The 16,588-nt window shown below is 63.8% G+C and carries 15 protein-coding genes; 2 read left to right on the top strand and 13 right to left on the bottom strand.

Annotation, left to right across the window (positions count from 1 at the left end; all coding sequences use genetic code 11):
* From icmH to tssA, 11 genes are read right to left on the bottom strand one after another with little or no spacing between them, the layout of a single operon-like run.
* Nucleotides 1–1,323: a type IVB secretion system protein IcmH/DotU gene (gene icmH, locus ACFSQT_RS20560; RefSeq protein WP_379021524.1), complete on the bottom strand. Its 1,323-nt coding sequence runs from the start codon at nucleotides 1,321–1,323 to the stop codon at nucleotides 1–3.
* A 4-nt stretch (nucleotides 1,324–1,327) separates the two neighbouring features.
* The gene (tssK, locus tag ACFSQT_RS20555; protein WP_379021522.1) at nucleotides 1,328–2,662 is read right to left on the bottom strand and encodes a type VI secretion system baseplate subunit TssK; all 1,335 of its coding nucleotides are present in this window, start codon (nucleotides 2,660–2,662) and stop codon (nucleotides 1,328–1,330) included.
* A 39-nt stretch (nucleotides 2,663–2,701) separates the two neighbouring features.
* Nucleotides 2,702–3,154, bottom strand: a complete 453-nt coding sequence (gene tssJ, locus ACFSQT_RS20550; protein WP_379021520.1) for a type VI secretion system lipoprotein TssJ — start codon at nucleotides 3,152–3,154, stop codon at nucleotides 2,702–2,704.
* 3 nt (nucleotides 3,155–3,157) lie between these two features.
* The gene (gene tagH / locus ACFSQT_RS20545) at nucleotides 3,158–4,627 is read right to left on the bottom strand and encodes a type VI secretion system-associated FHA domain protein TagH (RefSeq protein WP_379021518.1); all 1,470 of its coding nucleotides are present in this window, start codon (nucleotides 4,625–4,627) and stop codon (nucleotides 3,158–3,160) included.
* Nucleotides 4,624–5,691, bottom strand: a complete 1,068-nt coding sequence (tssG, locus tag ACFSQT_RS20540; RefSeq protein WP_379021516.1) for a type VI secretion system baseplate subunit TssG — start codon at nucleotides 5,689–5,691, stop codon at nucleotides 4,624–4,626. The genes tagH and tssG overlap by 4 nt, the downstream gene beginning before the upstream one ends.
* A complete protein-coding gene (gene tssF, locus ACFSQT_RS20535) occupies nucleotides 5,655–7,529 on the bottom strand; it encodes a type VI secretion system baseplate subunit TssF (protein WP_379021514.1) in 1,875 nt (624 codons plus the stop codon). The genes tssG and tssF overlap by 37 nt, the downstream gene beginning before the upstream one ends.
* A 1-nt stretch (nucleotide 7,530) precedes the next feature.
* Nucleotides 7,531–8,286: a type VI secretion system baseplate subunit TssE gene (gene tssE / locus ACFSQT_RS20530; RefSeq protein WP_379021512.1), complete on the bottom strand. Its 756-nt coding sequence runs from the start codon at nucleotides 8,284–8,286 to the stop codon at nucleotides 7,531–7,533.
* Entirely contained in the window at nucleotides 8,273–8,734 is a 462-nt protein-coding gene (locus tag ACFSQT_RS20525) for an Hcp family type VI secretion system effector (RefSeq protein ID WP_379021510.1), read from the bottom strand. The genes tssE and ACFSQT_RS20525 overlap by 14 nt, the downstream gene beginning before the upstream one ends.
* Before the next feature lie 47 nt (nucleotides 8,735–8,781).
* Nucleotides 8,782–10,287, bottom strand: a complete 1,506-nt coding sequence (gene tssC / locus ACFSQT_RS20520) for a type VI secretion system contractile sheath large subunit (RefSeq protein ID WP_379021508.1) — start codon at nucleotides 10,285–10,287, stop codon at nucleotides 8,782–8,784.
* A 3-nt stretch (nucleotides 10,288–10,290) separates the two neighbouring features.
* A complete protein-coding gene (gene tssB / locus ACFSQT_RS20515; RefSeq protein ID WP_379021506.1) occupies nucleotides 10,291–10,830 on the bottom strand; it encodes a type VI secretion system contractile sheath small subunit in 540 nt (179 codons plus the stop codon).
* 6 nt (nucleotides 10,831–10,836) lie between these two features.
* Nucleotides 10,837–12,003 (bottom strand): type VI secretion system protein TssA, encoded by a 1,167-nt coding sequence (gene tssA, locus ACFSQT_RS20510; RefSeq protein ID WP_379021504.1) that lies wholly within the window; start codon nucleotides 12,001–12,003, stop codon nucleotides 10,837–10,839.
* A gap of 136 nt (nucleotides 12,004–12,139) precedes the next feature.
* Between tssA and ACFSQT_RS20505 the strand changes: the two genes are divergently transcribed.
* On the top strand, nucleotides 12,140–12,289 hold the full coding sequence (locus tag ACFSQT_RS20505; protein WP_379021502.1) for a hypothetical protein: 150 nt from the start codon (nucleotides 12,140–12,142) through the stop codon (nucleotides 12,287–12,289).
* A gap of 48 nt (nucleotides 12,290–12,337) precedes the next feature.
* Nucleotides 12,338–15,148, top strand: a complete 2,811-nt coding sequence (tssH, locus tag ACFSQT_RS20500; RefSeq protein WP_379021500.1) for a type VI secretion system ATPase TssH — start codon at nucleotides 12,338–12,340, stop codon at nucleotides 15,146–15,148.
* Nucleotides 15,149–15,250: 102 nt separating this feature from the next.
* On the opposite strand, the gene ACFSQT_RS20495 is transcribed toward tssH, so the two are convergent.
* Nucleotides 15,251–15,424: a hypothetical protein gene (locus tag ACFSQT_RS20495; RefSeq protein ID WP_256750209.1), complete on the bottom strand. Its 174-nt coding sequence runs from the start codon at nucleotides 15,422–15,424 to the stop codon at nucleotides 15,251–15,253.
* 31 nt (nucleotides 15,425–15,455) lie between these two features.
* On the bottom strand, nucleotides 15,456–16,583 hold the full coding sequence (locus tag ACFSQT_RS20490) for a WD40 repeat domain-containing protein (protein WP_379021498.1): 1,128 nt from the start codon (nucleotides 16,581–16,583) through the stop codon (nucleotides 15,456–15,458).
* Nucleotides 16,584–16,588 lie beyond the last annotated feature (5 nt).

Genomic DNA, 16,588 nt, shown 5'->3' with positions numbered 1-16,588 from the left:
TCACAGCCTCTTTTCGACGAGCACCTCGACGCGGCGGTTCAAGGCTCGCCCCTCGCGCGTGCTGTCGGTGGCCACTGGATCGGTGGCTGCGCGGCCCTCGGAACGGACGCGGTTCTGCGGCACTCCGTTCTGGACCAGCATGTCGGCAATCGTCTGGGCGCGCGCCTCCGACAGTCGCTGGTTGGTCGACAGCGGATTGGTCTTTTGCAGGGGAACGCTGTCAGTATGGCCGATCACCGTGATGTTTCCGATCAGCTCCTGATTGGCGAGGATCACCTTGGCGATCGACCCGATCAGCGGCTCGAAGCCTTCGGTCAGTTGTGGCCGCGACGACTGGAAGAGTTCGGGGTTGGAGGCCTGGATGATCAGCTTGGCCAGTGAAACGCTCTCGGTGCCGGTGAGGGCGGATTTGAGGTCGGCCGGCGCCCCGGCCTGAAATTCCGGCAACAGCGCAAAATCCACTTTCTCCGGCGGCGGGGCATCGACCTTGGGCGACACACGGCTGATGTCGCCGCGTGCAGGCGGCGGCAACGCGCGAACAAGTGCGGAAAGCTCGACCGCCTGGCTGCTCAGTCCCATCGAGAGCCCGACATGGACCGTGGTGGCAACAACCGCCGCAGCGAGCGCCATGACCCAGATCGGAACGATGAAGCGCTGCGGCTCGTCGGATGCGATCACGCCTTTCCAGTTTGGCGACAGTGGCGCGCCTTCGGCGTCGGCATCGCGCAGGAAGCGTGCCGCCGCCACGCGAACCGCATTGAGCGAGCGGTCGCCCGACCGGCCGGGCACACGATATTTGCCGCGGAAGCCGAGCGCCATGCAGTGATACTGCAGTTCCAGCAATTCGCGATCTCGGTTCGGATGGCGCTCAAGTTCGTCGAGACGTGTGAAGAACTGCGTGCCGGCATCGACATCGCCGCGCAGCATGACCACCAGCGGCTGCCGCGGCCAGGCGCTGGCACCACCCCATGGCGTGTTCAGAGCCAGGTCGTCGAGCAGTGCCGCCACCAACCAGGCCGCCTGGTCGGCCCGCTCCATCGAGGACCCCGCCGACATTGCCGTGTCGCGTGCCCGAACCAGTTCTTCGAGCAATCGGGTACGCAATGCTTCCGGATTGTCCGGCGGCAGCGCACTTTCAAGCTCGGGAGCGAACTCGAGCAAGGGCGCGAATGCGTTGACGAGTGCGTTCGGGTGGGTGCGGGATCGCTTCACCACCGCGCCCGGCAAGAGTGGCGCCATGGGCCGCGGCATCGGCGCGCCGGTCAATCGAATGCGAGTGCGTTCGCGATCCTCCGAAAGTCCGAAAGGATCATCGCGGCTCATGATCTCACCTGTTCACCGAATAGCAGTCCACCTGCGGCTCGCTTGGCAACACGCCCGAAACGCCGATGACGAAGCCGGGAGCATCGAGCAGCGACGCCCAGTGTTCGCTTTTCTGGTCCAGCTCGAGGCACAGCCGATCGCCATCGTAGGGGATCTCGCGCGGCTGCGAATGAAGCGGTTTCAGCGGAATGCCGGGCAAGCGCGATTTCCACAAGCCCTCGAACTGGTCGGCCGAACCAACGGTCGCCTGGTTGACGAAGATCTTGCGCAGCGCGTCCTCCGACAGCTCCGAACCGACCCGGATGACGATCCGGCTGGCCACCAGCAGCTTCGGGTTGTCGATGCGGATTTTCCAGACATTGGTCGAATGCCGCATGACCGGCAGCGCACGCGATTTCGGCTCGATGTAACGCAGGCTGAGGATCAGCGAGCGCAGCGCATCCGCCAGCGCCGAATAGGCGGGGCCGGGCGCCATGTGATCGTAGGCGGGCAACTCGCCCAGCCGTCGCGCGCTCGATCCGTAGGTCGCCATCGAACCGGCAAGCCCGGCGAGTTCCAGGTAAAGCTCGGCTGGATGGAAGACATCCTGGGCCAGCATGTGGGCCAGCCGCGGACGCGCTGCATTGGCGAGATTGAGCATAAGCAGATCTTCGACGCTGCGCCCAGGTCCACCCATGACCATCTTGCCATGCGCCTCGGCGATCTGGTCGAGGCCGGTGACAACTTCCAGAAGCAATTGCCGATACCAGGCCACCGCGCCGGTAATCAGTGTCGGTGGCAGGAAGGTCTCGTCCAGGGAGACGCCGCCATCGGCGCGAACCCCCTTGAGGCCGGCTATCGGCAAGACTGTATAGCCACCGACCGACTTGCCGGGTGCAAGCAGCAGCGCCTGCGGACGGGCGATTTCGATTTCTTCGGGGTCTGAACCGCCCTGGACGGCATCACGCACCGAAACGATCCGCCCATGATATCGTGCTCCCGAGGCGGCGGCGTGCGCCGGATCGAAGCCGACACCGCCGGCAGGCTCCAGCGGCAAGGCGACCAGCACCGGTCCGGCGCCCGTGTCCGGGGTGACAGGCAGCGGTCGCGGCGCGTCCATCATGTCTGGAATGGCGAAAGGTGTCCCGTCGGGGAAGATGCCCCGTGCGGACAGGATCGAGATCTGGCCGGCGTCCAGCAATGCCTGGTCCAGCGTCAGCTGTTGAAAGCCGAACGTATGCAGTTGCCCGGCCTGCAACGCGCCGCGCACCGTCGCCTCGAAGAAGCGATCCTGCTGCTGGAAATGCTGGGTCCGCAGGAAAAGGCCTTCGGACCATAGCACCCTGTTTGCATCGCTCATGCCGCTACTCTCTGCATTGAGCTCCCCTTGCCCTGGCCGCTAGGCGGAAATGCCGCCGCTGCCAAGCGTGACATTGATCGTGAATTTGGATCCCGGCGACACCGACTTGGTTGTCCGCCAGTTCCTGCCGCCAGGCTCGCGGATCAGTGCAACGAAGCCCAGCGCCGTCGCATCCGGCTCAACGGTGATGGTTTTGGATGCGGATTTTCCCGGCCCGACGGCGATCTGGTCGGATCCGACAAGATCACCTGCCAGCGCCGTGCCGGCATCCCCCTGCAGCGCAAAGTAGTCGGCGGAATTGAATTTGCCGGTGCTGCGCAGCCGCATCACGAGAACCGTCACCGGCCGGTCGCCGCCGCCTGGCCCGGGGTTCATGCCGGTGCCGCCGGTCACGTTGACGGTGATCACCGACGGTTTTGGCGGACCGCTCTGGCAAGCCGCAAGCAGCCCTGTCGCGCCCAGGGCAACGACAAATTCACGTCGATCGATCATCTCTCACTCCTCCTCATAAGCATCTCGAAAATCAGTGCCGATTTCGCCAAGAAAGCTTTTTTCCGCGCTCTCGGCGATTTCACGATGGCGTTTCTGGTAAAGCTCCCACAGCTTGGCGCCGCGCCCGCCCGACAGCAGGGTGCCGATCGCCGAATTCGATTTCAGCTCTTCCTCGATCGCTGCCGGGTCAAAACGGTCGATCATCCGCCGCAAAGCGGTCTGTATGCCTCGCCACGCGCGGACGTGATGTTGCGCGAGATCGCGAACCGCGTCGGCGATTGCCGCTTCGCCGGCGAGAAATCCGGGGCTGCGCTCGGCGATAAGCGTCACGATGGCGTCGTCGACCGTCGGCAGAAACTTGAGCGGATTGACTTCGGAGGCCCCGACCATGGTCTGGGCGACGCGAGCATTTCCTTTTTCCTCGGCCCGCTTGCGCAGAAGCTGCATCAGGCCTTCCATCATCAGCCGATATTCGCGACCAAACTTCTCCATTTCCGCGATGCTGTCGCGTCCGGGGAAATCGGCTTCCTCGACGCCCATGCCGCGCAGGAATGCGGAGCGAAGCGCCGTCTCCCCCAACTGCGCCGCTGCCGGCAGGCGGGCGGGTTTGGCAGCAGCGCCCATACGCGGTGGGGGAGGGGCATCCGCCGCTTGCACGGGCAAATCCCAGGGATTGGCGGATTGTGGTCGTTGGCCGCTGCGCTCGCGCTGTCCGGTCGAGCCGGCGCCGTTTGAACTGGGCGCCGTGGCTGGTCCGAAACCAAAATCATCATTGAAATCGGACGGCTTCCCGGCAGCGAGTTCGGCGCCGCGGCTGGGAGACGGCACCGGGTCGAGGCTGAACGGGTCGGCCTGGTTCGCCGCGCCGCCCGGTTCGAAATAAGGGGCGGCATTTTTCGGCACAGGTGTTGAAACCGAATCGAGGCTGAACGGGTCATCGAAAGCAGGCGAGCTGCGCTGGCTGGAGGTGGCGCGCTCGAACGCGCCCGCAACCGGCTGCTCGAATGGATTCGGCAGATCGGCCGGACGTGGCCGTCGCGGCTCTTCCTCGACTTTGGCGGAAAAGAAGTCATCGCGGCCGATGCTCACCGGCGCCCGGGATGCCGGCGGCAGGCGTTCCAGAACCGGCTGGCCGGCCGCGGGTGCTTGAGCGGTCGGCGTTTGCAGGTCGACATGGACGATGTAGTCGCCCAGTCTCAGCCGCATGCCGCTTTGAAGGCGCGTCGACTTGCCGGCGCCGAGCGGGCTGTCGGAACCGTTTATGAACAATCCGCTGCTCGACGTGTCGGTGACGAAATATCCATCTCGCCCGCCAGAGATCTTGCAGTGAGCCCGCGAAACGAACATGTCGGGATCGTCGATCTGCCAGCCAGCGTCCGCGCTGCGGCCGATCACCAACTCGCCTTCGTCCAGCCGGGTCTGCCGCACCGCCTGGGTGCGTGGCCCTTGCTCCAGCGTCAGCAGCAGACTCATGCCGCGACCTCCGCCATTTCCGGCCGCCATCCGACGATCGTCCGCAGCCGCATATCGTCAGCATCGCCCCTTTCGGCGGGCCGCGCAAGCCAGGCGGTCCGGCCGAGCTGTACCGCTCCGACACGGGGCGGCGGCACGGCTTCACGCGCAAGCACGATGCGCAGGTCGACGTCGAGCGATTCCCCGACCATGTCGCGAACGGCCTGCTTGAACAGTTTGAGCCGCTGGCCGCCAGGCAGGAACGCCTTGAAGTCTTCATACCCCAGTGGGCCGACACGCAGTTCGATCCTGCTTTGGCGGTTGAAAACGCGCGGGCCGATCGTCGCCCCCCGGCCGAGTCCGGCATAGGCTTTTGCAAGGCGGGTCTGGAGCCCGGTTGGTATGCTTATCCAGGCGGCGACGAACTCCTTGATCTGAACCGGCACCTTGAATGCTTCCGCCAGGAACAGCGTCAGCCGTTCCGGGCCGTCGACCTGGCTGGCGAGCGAAGCCGCCTGGCGAAGCTTCACTATATCGAGATCGGCGTTCTGGGTGCCGGGAAGTCCGATCCCAGCCATGGCTTCGAGCATGGCGCGAACGCGTCCACCGACCGCGCGTTCGACCTGTACGGCCGGATGCGCATCCGCCCACGCCCGATAATACAGGGCAATCATGCGGTGCTGCAGGATGTTGACGAAGTCCACGAACGTCGTGTCGCTGGTCAGCTGTGCGTCGGTGCCGGCGAACCAGCGCTGCGACAGGCGGTCGAGCACCCAGCGCGTCAGATGCAGCGGCATTGGCCCCTCGGGTCCCAGCAGGCCGAGATTTGCAACCGTGACCCGGGCCGGCGCCTCGTCGCTGGCTTCGCGGAATTGAACCAGGTCGCGCGCGGAAAAGGCGAGGCGCACATGCTGGCCGAGCCGTGCCGGCTCACGGTCGGGGCGGCCGGAATGGCCGAACAGACCGCTCCGCTGTTCGAGACGGCGCAGCAGTTCGAAAAAGTCGAACGTCTCGGACAGACCTACGGCCTGGTTCGGGCCGGGCCTGTCTAGATCAGGTAGCGATTGCCGGGCGTCATCGGCCATGGCACATCCTCCTGCTTCTGCAGCAGCCGCGTGCGGGTTCGCACGAAGCCGTTTATTCCGGCATGACGGGCAAACAGCCGCGCCAGCAAGGCCGAAAGCAGCAAGGTGCTCTGGCCGGCCAGGACCGATTGATCAACGTGCAACGTCACTTCGGTGCCGCGTCCGAAGCACATCGGCCCATCGATCTGCAGCCGTTCGATGACCGGCTGCGAGTCGATACGCACGATCGAATGCACATTGCGGGCAAGGCTCGGATCGCCGCGGTCGGCATAGAGGTCGAGCAGCGCATGCAGAGGGTCGACGCCGCGGCCTTCCTTGGCAAGGCTGAGAAAGTTGAGCGAGAGCTGCGCCACCAGCCGCCAGGCGAGATCGTCGGCTCGCGATTCACCGTCGGCCCCGGCGGGCAGCGCCGCGGGGATAGCCGGCTGCGGTGGACGCAGCGCGCCAAGAAGCCTGACAGTTTCGACCGGGTCGCCGGCCTCCAGCGTCAATGTCGGGTTGTCATCGAGGATCGGCAGATCACGATTGGTGCAAAGCGCCATGACGTCGAGACGCTTCAGCGGCCGATTCGCCGGGCTCGCGAGCGGCCGGGATACGGCCAGGAAAACGTCGTCCCCGGTGTATGACGTGCGGGTCAGGCCGTCGCGCCGCTCCTCCTCCGTCGCGCGGCGTGGGCGCCGTTCCGTCGAATAGACCCACCCACTGCCGCGGTTCTGCCCCAGGCTGAAGAGTTCGGGGATTTCGGCGTCGCTGCCCCCGGTGTCGGCGTCCTCGACGCGAATGACCCGATAGATTTCGAAGTCGCGCGCCCGCGTTCGGTCTGCATGCAAAACCTGCCGCGTCTTGCGCGCATCGACCTCGATGACATTGCACTCACGTTCGAACAGATTGATGATCGGCGTCGCGAAAAGTTCGAAGTCCGCAGGTGTCAGGTCGGCAAGCTCAGGCACCGGACGCCTGAACATGAAGATGAGTTCCAGCCCGGCGGCGCATTGGCGTACGACGGGCTGCAGCCCGGAAACCCGCGCATAATGAAAGCGCTCGGGCATCATGAAATATTCGCGCAGCAGGCGGTACCCCTCGAATGTCGGACGGGTACGCGGCATCAGGGCCTCGTCGTCGCTGATGCCGATCATTTCGGGTACCGGCAAGGCCGATATGGGGTTGGTCTTGCCTTCCGCGCGTGCGCCAACGGTCGAGCAGGCGCCGAAAATCGCGTCGAACAGAAGCGGCGCCTTGGTGCGCCCGGCAAAATAGAGGTCGAGCCGGTCGAGCGCCAATTCGTCGAGCTTGCCTTTTCCGGTCCGGGCCAGCGTGATGCGGAGCGCCGCCTCGCCGCCGACGCCGCCGATCGGCCCTATGCCGGCCATCGCCAGCGCACTGCGATCCTGAAAATAGCCGACCGAAGTGATCGCTATCGGCCATAGGGTCATTTCTTGTGCTGTGGAGAAGGTACAGCGCGTCGACAGGCCGGGCTGCAGGCTGGAAACCAGCCGCGTGTTGCGCTTGACGACGTAGCCCGCGAGCATGGTCTGGACCTGCTGGCCGGGTTTCAGCACCACCATCGCCGTTGCCGGCGCCGGCGTGACCAGATCGGGATAGAGAACCTCGAGCACACTGCGTGAAAATCGCGAGCGCTCGGCGTCGACCTTCAGCCGGGTGCGCGCGGCGAGGAAGGCGACGCCGTCCAGCAGCCGCTCGACATACGGATCCGGACACGGGACCGTATCGAGGGAAAGGTTGCGCGCCACAGCCGGATGCATGTCGGCAAATTCCGCCGCGAGGCCATGAATATGGGTCAGTTCCTCTTCGTAATATTCGACGAAGACCCGATCCATCTCAGGCGTCCCTAATTTCGGTCCGCGCCAAGCCGTTGTCGAGATTGATCGTGGTGCGCAGGCGCATGCGTTCCGGCGTCGGCGTCATGATCAGCACGGCGTCTATCTCGATCTTCAGGCCAACGGTCTTGTCGCCAAGAGTGACCGTGACCTTTGTTGCGCTTTCCTTGAGGCGAGGCTCGAAGGTGGCGAGCACCGTGCGGATCTCACGCGCCAGCACGTCGCGATCAAAGTCGCGGGACGACCGGCCCGAGAAGGAAGGCACGCCGTAGTTGACCACGCTTCGACGGACCTCCGGAAAATCGGCGAGTGACGGCGGGTTTTCCGACATCTGTTCATTTTCCAGGTCGGATAGAAGCGGTGTGGCCTCGAAGCGCTCGGTGTTGAAGAGCGCCTCGATGTCACGCCGCACCGCTTCCCTGAGCACACGGGCCGATACCACCACGCCCCGGCTTTCGATCTCGACGCGGTGCTGGGTCTGAAAGGCCAATCGATGCAGACGGCGTTTCTGATCAGCTGTCAGGTCCGCGTCGGCGTCGATGAGCCGCGCACTGCCGGCAACGAGGGTGTCGAGGCGGTCCGCGCCAAGCTCATCCAGCAAGACATGGCGCAGCCCGTCTATCTCCGAGGTCAGGCCCGGCAGGTCATTGACGAGGCGATCCCAAAGCGACGGCTGGACGGCCTCGCTTTTTGCCCGCAAGCTGCCTGTGATCTGCTGCTTGCCCGCGCCGGGTCGCCGAACCTCACTTGCCGACATAGACATCCATTTCGGCTTCATCATTGCCGTCATAGACGAACTTGATCTTCTTGTAGGCGAAGCTGACGGCTTCCTGGATCAGGTCTTCCTCATCCTCGGCCTGCGACATGTCGTACTCCATGACGAAGGCGTCATTCAGGGTAATGACCAGATAATCCTTGCTTTCGCCATCGATGGTCCGGCGTGCCGAAAACACCACCTCATCAAGGGCCTTGTTATCGAACAACGCCTTTTTCAGGTAGGGCGAGGATTTGTCGTAGTGCTTGGTGAACTTGATCATGCCCATGGACACGCGGCCACGGCGTGAGACCGAATTCGGATCGTAAGGTGCGACCATCTTGTAGTCGACGCCATGGATCTCGATCTCGTCCTCGTGGCCGTCGCGGGTGCTGGGGCCTTTGATATCGGGAACCTTCAGAAAGCCATCAATCTTCGTAGATGTGGGCATTGTCTTTCTCCACCGCTTTTAAAAAACCAGGTTGTTGTTGCTGCAAATCAAGTCTTCACGGACGGTAGTTCCGACACCAGCCGGAGCGAGGCATTGATACCCTCCAACTGGTAATGCGGGCGCAGATAGAAGCGGGCAGCGTAATAGCCGGGCCGCCCCTCCACGCTGTCCACCTGAACCTCGGCGGCGGCAAGCGGGCGCTTGGCGCGCGCCTTGTCGTCGGCAAAGGCCGGGTTGGCCAGCACGTACCGGTTGATCCATTCGGTCAACCAGATCTGCATGTCGGCGCGCTCCTTGAACGAGCCGACCTTGTCGCGCGCAATGGCCTTGAGGTAGTGCGCAAAGCGCGAGACCGGGAAGAGATAGGGCAGGTTGGCGCTCAGCCGCTCGTTCGACTGCGCGTCCGGGTCGACCAGCCGTCCCGCCCGCGTCTCGTCGTCCTGCAGCGAATGCGCGCCGATGAAGGCCGCCAGATCGGTGTTCTTCCGGTGCAGGATCGGCATCAGGCCGAGCTTGGCCAGTTCCGCCTCACGCCGGTCGTCGATGGCGACTTCAGTCGGGCATTTCATTGCGATCGACCCATCGTCGGTCGGGAAACTGTGCACCGGCAGGTTCAGCACCGTGCCGCCGTTCTCGACGCCACGGATCTGCGTGCCCCAGCCAAATAGCTTGTGGCTGCGGTTGATGTTGACGCCCATCGGGAAGGCGGCATTCATCCAGACATATTTGTTATGGTCGCCCTGCACCTCTTCTTCGAAGGTGAAACCCTTCACCGGAACGGTATCGGTGCCGTAGGGCAGGCGCGCCAGGACGCGGGGCATGGTCAGGCCGATGTAGCGCGCGTCCTCGCTCTCGCGCAGCGACTGCCACGAGGCATAGGCCGGGTTGGAGACGATCTGCTGCAGGTCTTGCGGGTTCGGCAATTCCTGCCAGCTGTCCATGCGGAACAGGCGCGGCGAAGCGGCTGCGATAAACGGCGTATGCGCCGAGGCACAGATGCCGGAGATGTTGCGCAGCAGACCGACGTCGCGCGGGTGGTTGGAAAATTCGTAGGCGCCGATCACGCAGCCGATCGGCTCGCCGCCAAGCATCGAATACTCGTCCGTATAGACTCTCTTGAAGATCGGGCTCTGATCCCACATCTGGCCTTCATAGTCTTCGAGCGTGTCGGCCAGCTGCTCCTTGGAAATGTTCATCACCCGGATCTTCAGCTTCTGATCCGTCTCGGTGTTGTTGACGAGATACCAGAGGCCGCGCCACGTGCCTTCCATTTCGCGCACTTCCGGCGCGTGCAGGATCTCGTTGACCTGTGTCGTCAGCATCTTGTCGATGCCGGCTATCAGCGACTTGATCGACTTGATCGCATTGGACGAGATGGTCGTGGTATCGGAACGGGACTGCGCCGCGAGTGCGAGATTGCGCACGAGTTGCTGCAGCTTCTCGCTGTCGTCCTTCTTGACCTTGAAATCCTTCTCGAGGAGCCCGCTGAATTCTCCAAGGTCTATGGCTTCGGCCTCGGCGGCGACGGCGGAGGTCTTTTGCTGTTCGGCCATGATTTATTCCCCAACCTTGTCATCGTCGGCAAGCGCCTGGCTGGCGATCTTGCCAAGAAGCGGCTCGTTGTTCAGAAGCTGCGCAATGCGCTTTTCGGCGTCGACGCGGCCATCCATGAAGCCAAGCAATTCCTCGAGCTGACGACGCATCTTGAGGATCTCGGCCAGTTGCGGAACTTGCGCGGCGATCTTGTCGGGGGCGAAATCGCCCATTTTGGTGAAGGTCAGATCGAGCGCCAGTTCCTCGTCGCGCTCCTGGCCCTCGGCCTGCGGCAGTGTGTTCTTGACCCGGGCTTTGACGCGGGGCCCGAGCGCCTCCATGAACTTGGGGAAGCGGTTCGCGTCGGTCTCGACAAAAGTGCGGTCCAGCACCGACTTTGACGCTTCCTTGGTTTGCGAAGCACCGGCAAGGTCGGCCATCACGCCCATGACGAACGGCAGTTCGATCGTCGTCGGGCTACCATAGGTTTCCACGTCGTAGGCGATCTGCACCCGCGGCGCGCGATTTCGTTCGATGACCTTCGCTTTGCTTTCGGCTGGCATGTGTTGTTACCTTTCATCCTTCTGAGCCGTCTTCTTGACATCGGGAACGCCGGCAAGGAGCCGGAATTCCTTCAGCCCCGACGGGGCGAGATCTTCCATCAGTTCAACGAAATCCATATGCACCATCCGGCGCACACGCCGAGCCAGGTGCGGGATCGGGCTCGACGGTTCGGTGCGGTCATAGAAGGCGACCACGAGGTCGAGGCATTTCACCACGTCGTCGCGCGAGGAAATCCGGTCGGGAAGCCCCGTGCTCGAGTCCGCGTAGCTTGCCATACTTGCCATCGCATCGGCTCCATGACCGTTTCGAACAGGCGTTGCCGGTTCTGCCGGCGGGGGTGGCTTGGCCGCGCCATTCGCCACGGCTGCCGAGTTCCGTTCGAGGGTCGTCAGCAAACGCTGCAGAAACCGTTTTAATTCCGGAACGGGAGCGCCGCCGCCATCGAGACGAGCGTTGAGGGCGGTCTCGACCGCGTCGAGGGCCGCCATCGCTGCCCGGGCGTCGGCGATGAGCAGGACCATTTCTGCGTTGGCTTGATCCATCTGTGCCGCGCATCCGGCACGCACCCGGTTCAAGAGTTGTCCGTGCGCACTGACCAGTGCCGCCTTTTCAGCCGCATTCAACCCCGAGGCGGCTTCCTGGAGCATGACACGGTCGTCGAGCGCACCCTTTTCCAGGTCGATGCCCTGAATCGGACCGATGGCGCGCGGCGCAAAGAACGTCATTTGCCGCAGGTTCGCCAACAACCCGTCCTGACCGTTCTGCAGGTCGAGCAGCGCGTTGACCCGGCGCAAGGCGGCATCGCGTGGCGAAGCGCCGGGCCGCAGTGCCGGATGCATGGTTTCCCAATGCTGACCGAAGGTCTGCGCAATGAGGGTCAGGCCCTGCGCGAGCCCGGCCAGTCCCTCTTCATTGGCCAGCGCGCGCGTGACGATGACGAGCAGGCGCAGGTCCCGCCCATGCGCGCGCAATTCCTCTGCCTTGGCCAGCACCGCCGCCCAGTCGGCCGGAATGGTGCTTTGCGAGGTGGCCTTGTTGTGACCGTCGTGGACGACCTTGATCTGGGCTTCCGTCAGGCGCTCCAGCTCATGAAAAGCCGGGTCGTTGCGCAAATCCTCCCCAGACGGATTTTCACCGTCGAGCGGAGTAAGCCAGAGTGCGACATCAATCACACCAACCCCCAGCAACCGGCCGTCAAACCGTATGTGACCCAACGTTATCACACCGTTGCACTTTACCACAATTCAACGACTGCTCAAAAATTAACAGAAGCTGAACGCGACCGCCCTGGGTGCCGAAATCCGTGGCGTGATCGCCGAACCCTGCATGCGAAATGCATTGCCCGGGCGCGCGCAATTCCGTGGTTGTTTGCAGCCGGTGGGGCAGGACGTCCACAAACGCAAGAAGCCGGCTGAACCGGGCATCGAGCCCTCGTCCATCACGCGCTTTGTCAAGTGACGGCTTATGTGGCAGGTTATCGACTGGCAGATTGCAGGAGCACGTTCGATGGAACAGCGCCGGTCGTCGCAGAGCTTCAAACGCAAGGAACTGGTCGGCAAGCTCAATCCTGTCGGTGTGCGCGCCTTCAAGGCCGCGGCCGATACCGCCAAACTGCGCGGCAATCCTTACGTCGAACTCGTCCACTTCATCGAGCAACTGGTGCTTTCCGACCGCTCGGATGTGCAAATGATAATCGCCGATGCGGGACTGGATGCGAGCCGGCTCACCGCCGATATGACCCGCGCCGTCGACAAGCTGCCTTATGGGGCGACGTCGATCGAGGAATTTTCCGACCATATCTTCCACGCCATCCAGGAAGCCTGGAACCTGGCGACGCTGGAATTCGGCGTCGAAGAGGTCCGCAGCGCGCATATTCTCCTCGCCTGCCTGAAGACGGCGGTGCTGGAAGGCCTGCTGTCGAAGATCAGCGGCGAGTTCGACAGGATCGACGCCGACGCGGTCATCACGCGGTTCGCCGATGTCGTGGAAGGTTCGCTCGAAGCCGGCGCGGCCACGGCGGTTGCGGCGGCCGAAACGCCGAAGCGGGCGCCGGGCGGGGATTCGGCGCTGGCGAAATACGCCACCGACCTGACCCAGCGCGCCCGCGACGGCAAGATCGATCCGGTCGTCGGCCGCGATCCGGAGATCAGGCAGATCGTCGATATCCTGATGCGGCGCCGGCAAAACAACCCGATCCTGACCGGTGAGGCCGGGGTCGGCAAGACGGCGGTCGTCGAGGGCTTTGCCTTGCGTATCGCCCAGGGCGATGTGCCGCCCACACTGCAAGGGGTCAGCGTCCGCATGCTCGATGTCGGATTGATGCAGGCGGGTGCAAGCGTGAAGGGCGAATTCGAAAAACGGTTGAAGGCCGTCATCGATGAGGTTCAATCGTCCGAAACGCCGGTCATCCTGTTCATCGACGAGGCCCACACCTTGATCGGCGCCGGCGGCGCGGCAGGAACGGGCGATGCCGCCAATCTGCTGAAACCGGCGCTGGCGCGTGGCGAACTTCGCACCATCGCGGCAACGACCTGGGCCGAATACAAACAGCACATCGAGAAAGACCCGGCGCTGACCCGCCGATTCCAGGTGGTGAAGATCGAGGAGCCGTCGGAGGCGGTGGCCATTCTCATGTTGCGCGGTGTGGCCGGCGTTCTGGAGCAGCACCACAAGGTACAGATACTGGATGAGGCGATCGAGGCGGCGGTCGGCCTGTCGCATCGCTACATCCCGGCGCGGCAACTGCCCGACAAGGCGGTTAGCCTCCTCGACACCGCTTGCGCCCGTGTCGCCATATCGCAGCACGCCACGCCGGCCGAGGTCGAAGACATCATGCGTCGCCGCCAGGCGCTGGAGGTCGAGCACGGTATCATCGGTCGCGAGGCCGCGATCGGCATTGAGGTGACCGAGAGGCAGGCACGGGTCGACACCGGACTTGCCGAAACCGAGGTTGCGCTGGCCGCGGCGCAACAACGTTGGGATCGGGAAAAAGCCCTGGTTGCCGAGATACTCGAATTGCGAGCCCGGCTGCGCGGCGAAGGTGTGCCGCTCGATGCCGTGGAGACGCCGGAGCCCGATGCCGAGACGGCAGGCGCGCACGCAGCCGGGACTGAGCCGCCCAAGACCGAAACACCCCAAACCGAAACGCCCAAAGCCAAAACGGCCAAGACCAAGGCAGCCAAGACCGACGTGGAGACACCGGCTGCGGCCAATGCCCCTCCACCCGATCCGGCGGCCGATCTCGCCCGGCTGCGCGAACTGATGGCGGAACTCGCCGAGGCGCAAGGCGAAACGCCGCTGATCCTGCCGTCGGTCGACCGCAACGCCGTGGCGGCGGTCGTTCAGGACTGGACGGGAATCCCGACGGGGCGGATGCTGTCGAGCCAGACCGAAAAGGCGCTGCGGCTTGCCGCGACCCTGTCCGAACGCGTGGTCGGCCAGGATCACGCCATGGAGATGATCGCCAAGCGTGTGCAGACCAGCCGCGCCGGGCTCGGCGCGCCGGAAAAACCGGTGGGCGTGTTCCTGCTCTGCGGCCCCTCGGGCGTCGGCAAGACCGAAACCGCATTGGCGTTGGCCGAAACACTCTATGGCGGCGAGCAGAACCTCATTTCGATCAACATGTCCGAGTTCCAGGAGGCCCATACGGTCTCTACCTTGAAGGGCGCTCCGCCCGGATATGTCGGCTATGGCAAGGGCGGCATCCTGACCGAGGCGGTGCGCCGCAAACCCTATTCGGTGATCCTCCTCGACGAGGTCGAGAAGGCGCATCCGGACGTGCACGAGATATTTTTCCAGGTTTTCGACAAGGGCATGATGGACGACAGCGAGGGCCGGCGCATCGATTTCAAGAACACGCTGATCCTGCTGACCTCGAATGTCGGCTCGGAGGTCATCATGGACCGGACCAGGAACGGCACGCTACGGGCCGAGCTCGACGATCTCGATACTGCCTTGCGCAGCCCGTTGCTGAAGGTCTTCCCGGCGGCTTTTCTCGGCCGGGTGGTGACCATTCCTTACTATCCGCTCTCGGATTCGATGATCGAAGCGATCACCCGTCACCAGTTTGCCAAGATCGCTCGCCGGCTGCGTGCAACCAACGACGCGGAATTGGTGATCGGCGACGGTGTCATGGATCTGGTCAAGGCCCGCTGCACCGAGATCGAATCCGGCGGCCGGATGATCGATGCCATCCTGACCAACACCCTTCTGCCGGAGTTGAGTCGCGGCGTGCTGAACCGATCGCTCGAGGGCGAAAAGATGACGAAGGTGACCGTCGGCGCCTCCAAGGAGGGTTTCACCTATTCCTTCGAATAGCTTCAGCCGAATGCTGGTGAGCAGCAGGCGGTTGGCTTCGATTCTCAACAGCGCGGATTCGACGGTCCCTCTTGACCTCGGCTTGCCCCGTTCGCTTCGGTTCTAGTTGGTCTTCAACTGGCCAACGCGGTTCTCGGCGATCCAGCGGGCGGCGAGCACCAGGGCGCCCATGCTGAAATCCTTGCCATGCTTGGCCACCATCTCTTCCGACAGTTTGGCCAGACGTTCGAAAAATTCGTCCTTGCTCTCGTCTTCGGCTGTAAGTTCGGTTTGCATTCCATCCTCCTGTTTCATGCGGACTTGTCCGCTACTTGAACATCTGTGCGGGAAAGGTGACGATCGCGGCGGTGCCGTCGGCACTGCCCATCGCCAGGTGCCGTCCGTCGCCGGACCAGGCAAGCGCGGTGACAGTGCTCCCCAGCGCCCTGACGAGAAGCTCGTCCCGCGCGCCGATCTGGGCGACGGTGATCCGGCCGTTGGCATAGCCGGCCGCAATCAGTTTCTTCTCCGGGTGCGCCGCCACCGTTTCGACCAGGACCAATCCGGTCTGACCAGTCTCCAGCGCGCCCGAGATTTCGCCGCCAAAAGGCGGGGCGGTCATCGACCAGCCGGCTACGCGGAATGCGCCTGATGCAAATAGTGCATTTGCCGGCTGACTGCAGCACACAGACCGAACCGGCGACGGGAATCCCGTGACGATTCCGGCACGGTTGTCGGCCAGGCCGACCAGGGCGAAGCCGCCTGTTTCGAGCCCGCAGGCCAGCCATGTGCCGTCGCCGCTCCAGCGGATCGACGCCGGGCGCGCGGAAAGGGAGACATCACGGATCAAGGCAGCGTCGCCTTCAACCGACCAGATCGACAGTCCCTCGCCAACGCCGCAGGCGAGGTGTTTCCCGCCGGGTGAAAAAGCAAGAGCGTCCATGGACGATGCCGTTGCATGTTTCAGCTTCACCTCGTCGCCCTGGCCACTCGAGAGGAAGACATCATGCCCGTTGCTGACGGCTGTCATATCCGCCCGGGCGCTGTGGTCGATGGCGACGATCGGTCCGTCGATCTTGACCAGCGGCTTCGCTACTTCACCGCCGGCGGTCAGATGCAGCGCTTCGCCGCTCGCCGCGCCGACCAGGAAGCCGGAATGCGCATAGGCAGCGAGCGGGACATCGCCATCTCCGAATGCCGCTGTTGCGATCAACGGCACCGCAGGCTTCTCCCTTGGCCGGATCGTCGTCTGCCCGAGATCGTTGCTCACCCTGAGCCGCGCCTCCGGTGGCTCGTGATCCGCGACCGTGGCAATGGCGACGGTCCCGTCCACGGAGGCAAAGGCGACGGTCGACCCATCGGCGCTGAAGCGCAGATCGGCGATCGCCGACGGCCGCCGCCAGCTGCGGGCCAGAAGGTCGAACAAGGTCAGGCTCTGCATCGTCTGCTGGTTCACGGTGT

Origin of the sequence: Mesorhizobium calcicola (genome assembly GCF_042682105.1) — a bacterium.
Taxonomy (GTDB): domain Bacteria; phylum Pseudomonadota; class Alphaproteobacteria; order Rhizobiales; family Rhizobiaceae; genus Mesorhizobium; species Mesorhizobium calcicola.
This window is presented reverse-complemented; position numbering and strand designations above follow the sequence as displayed.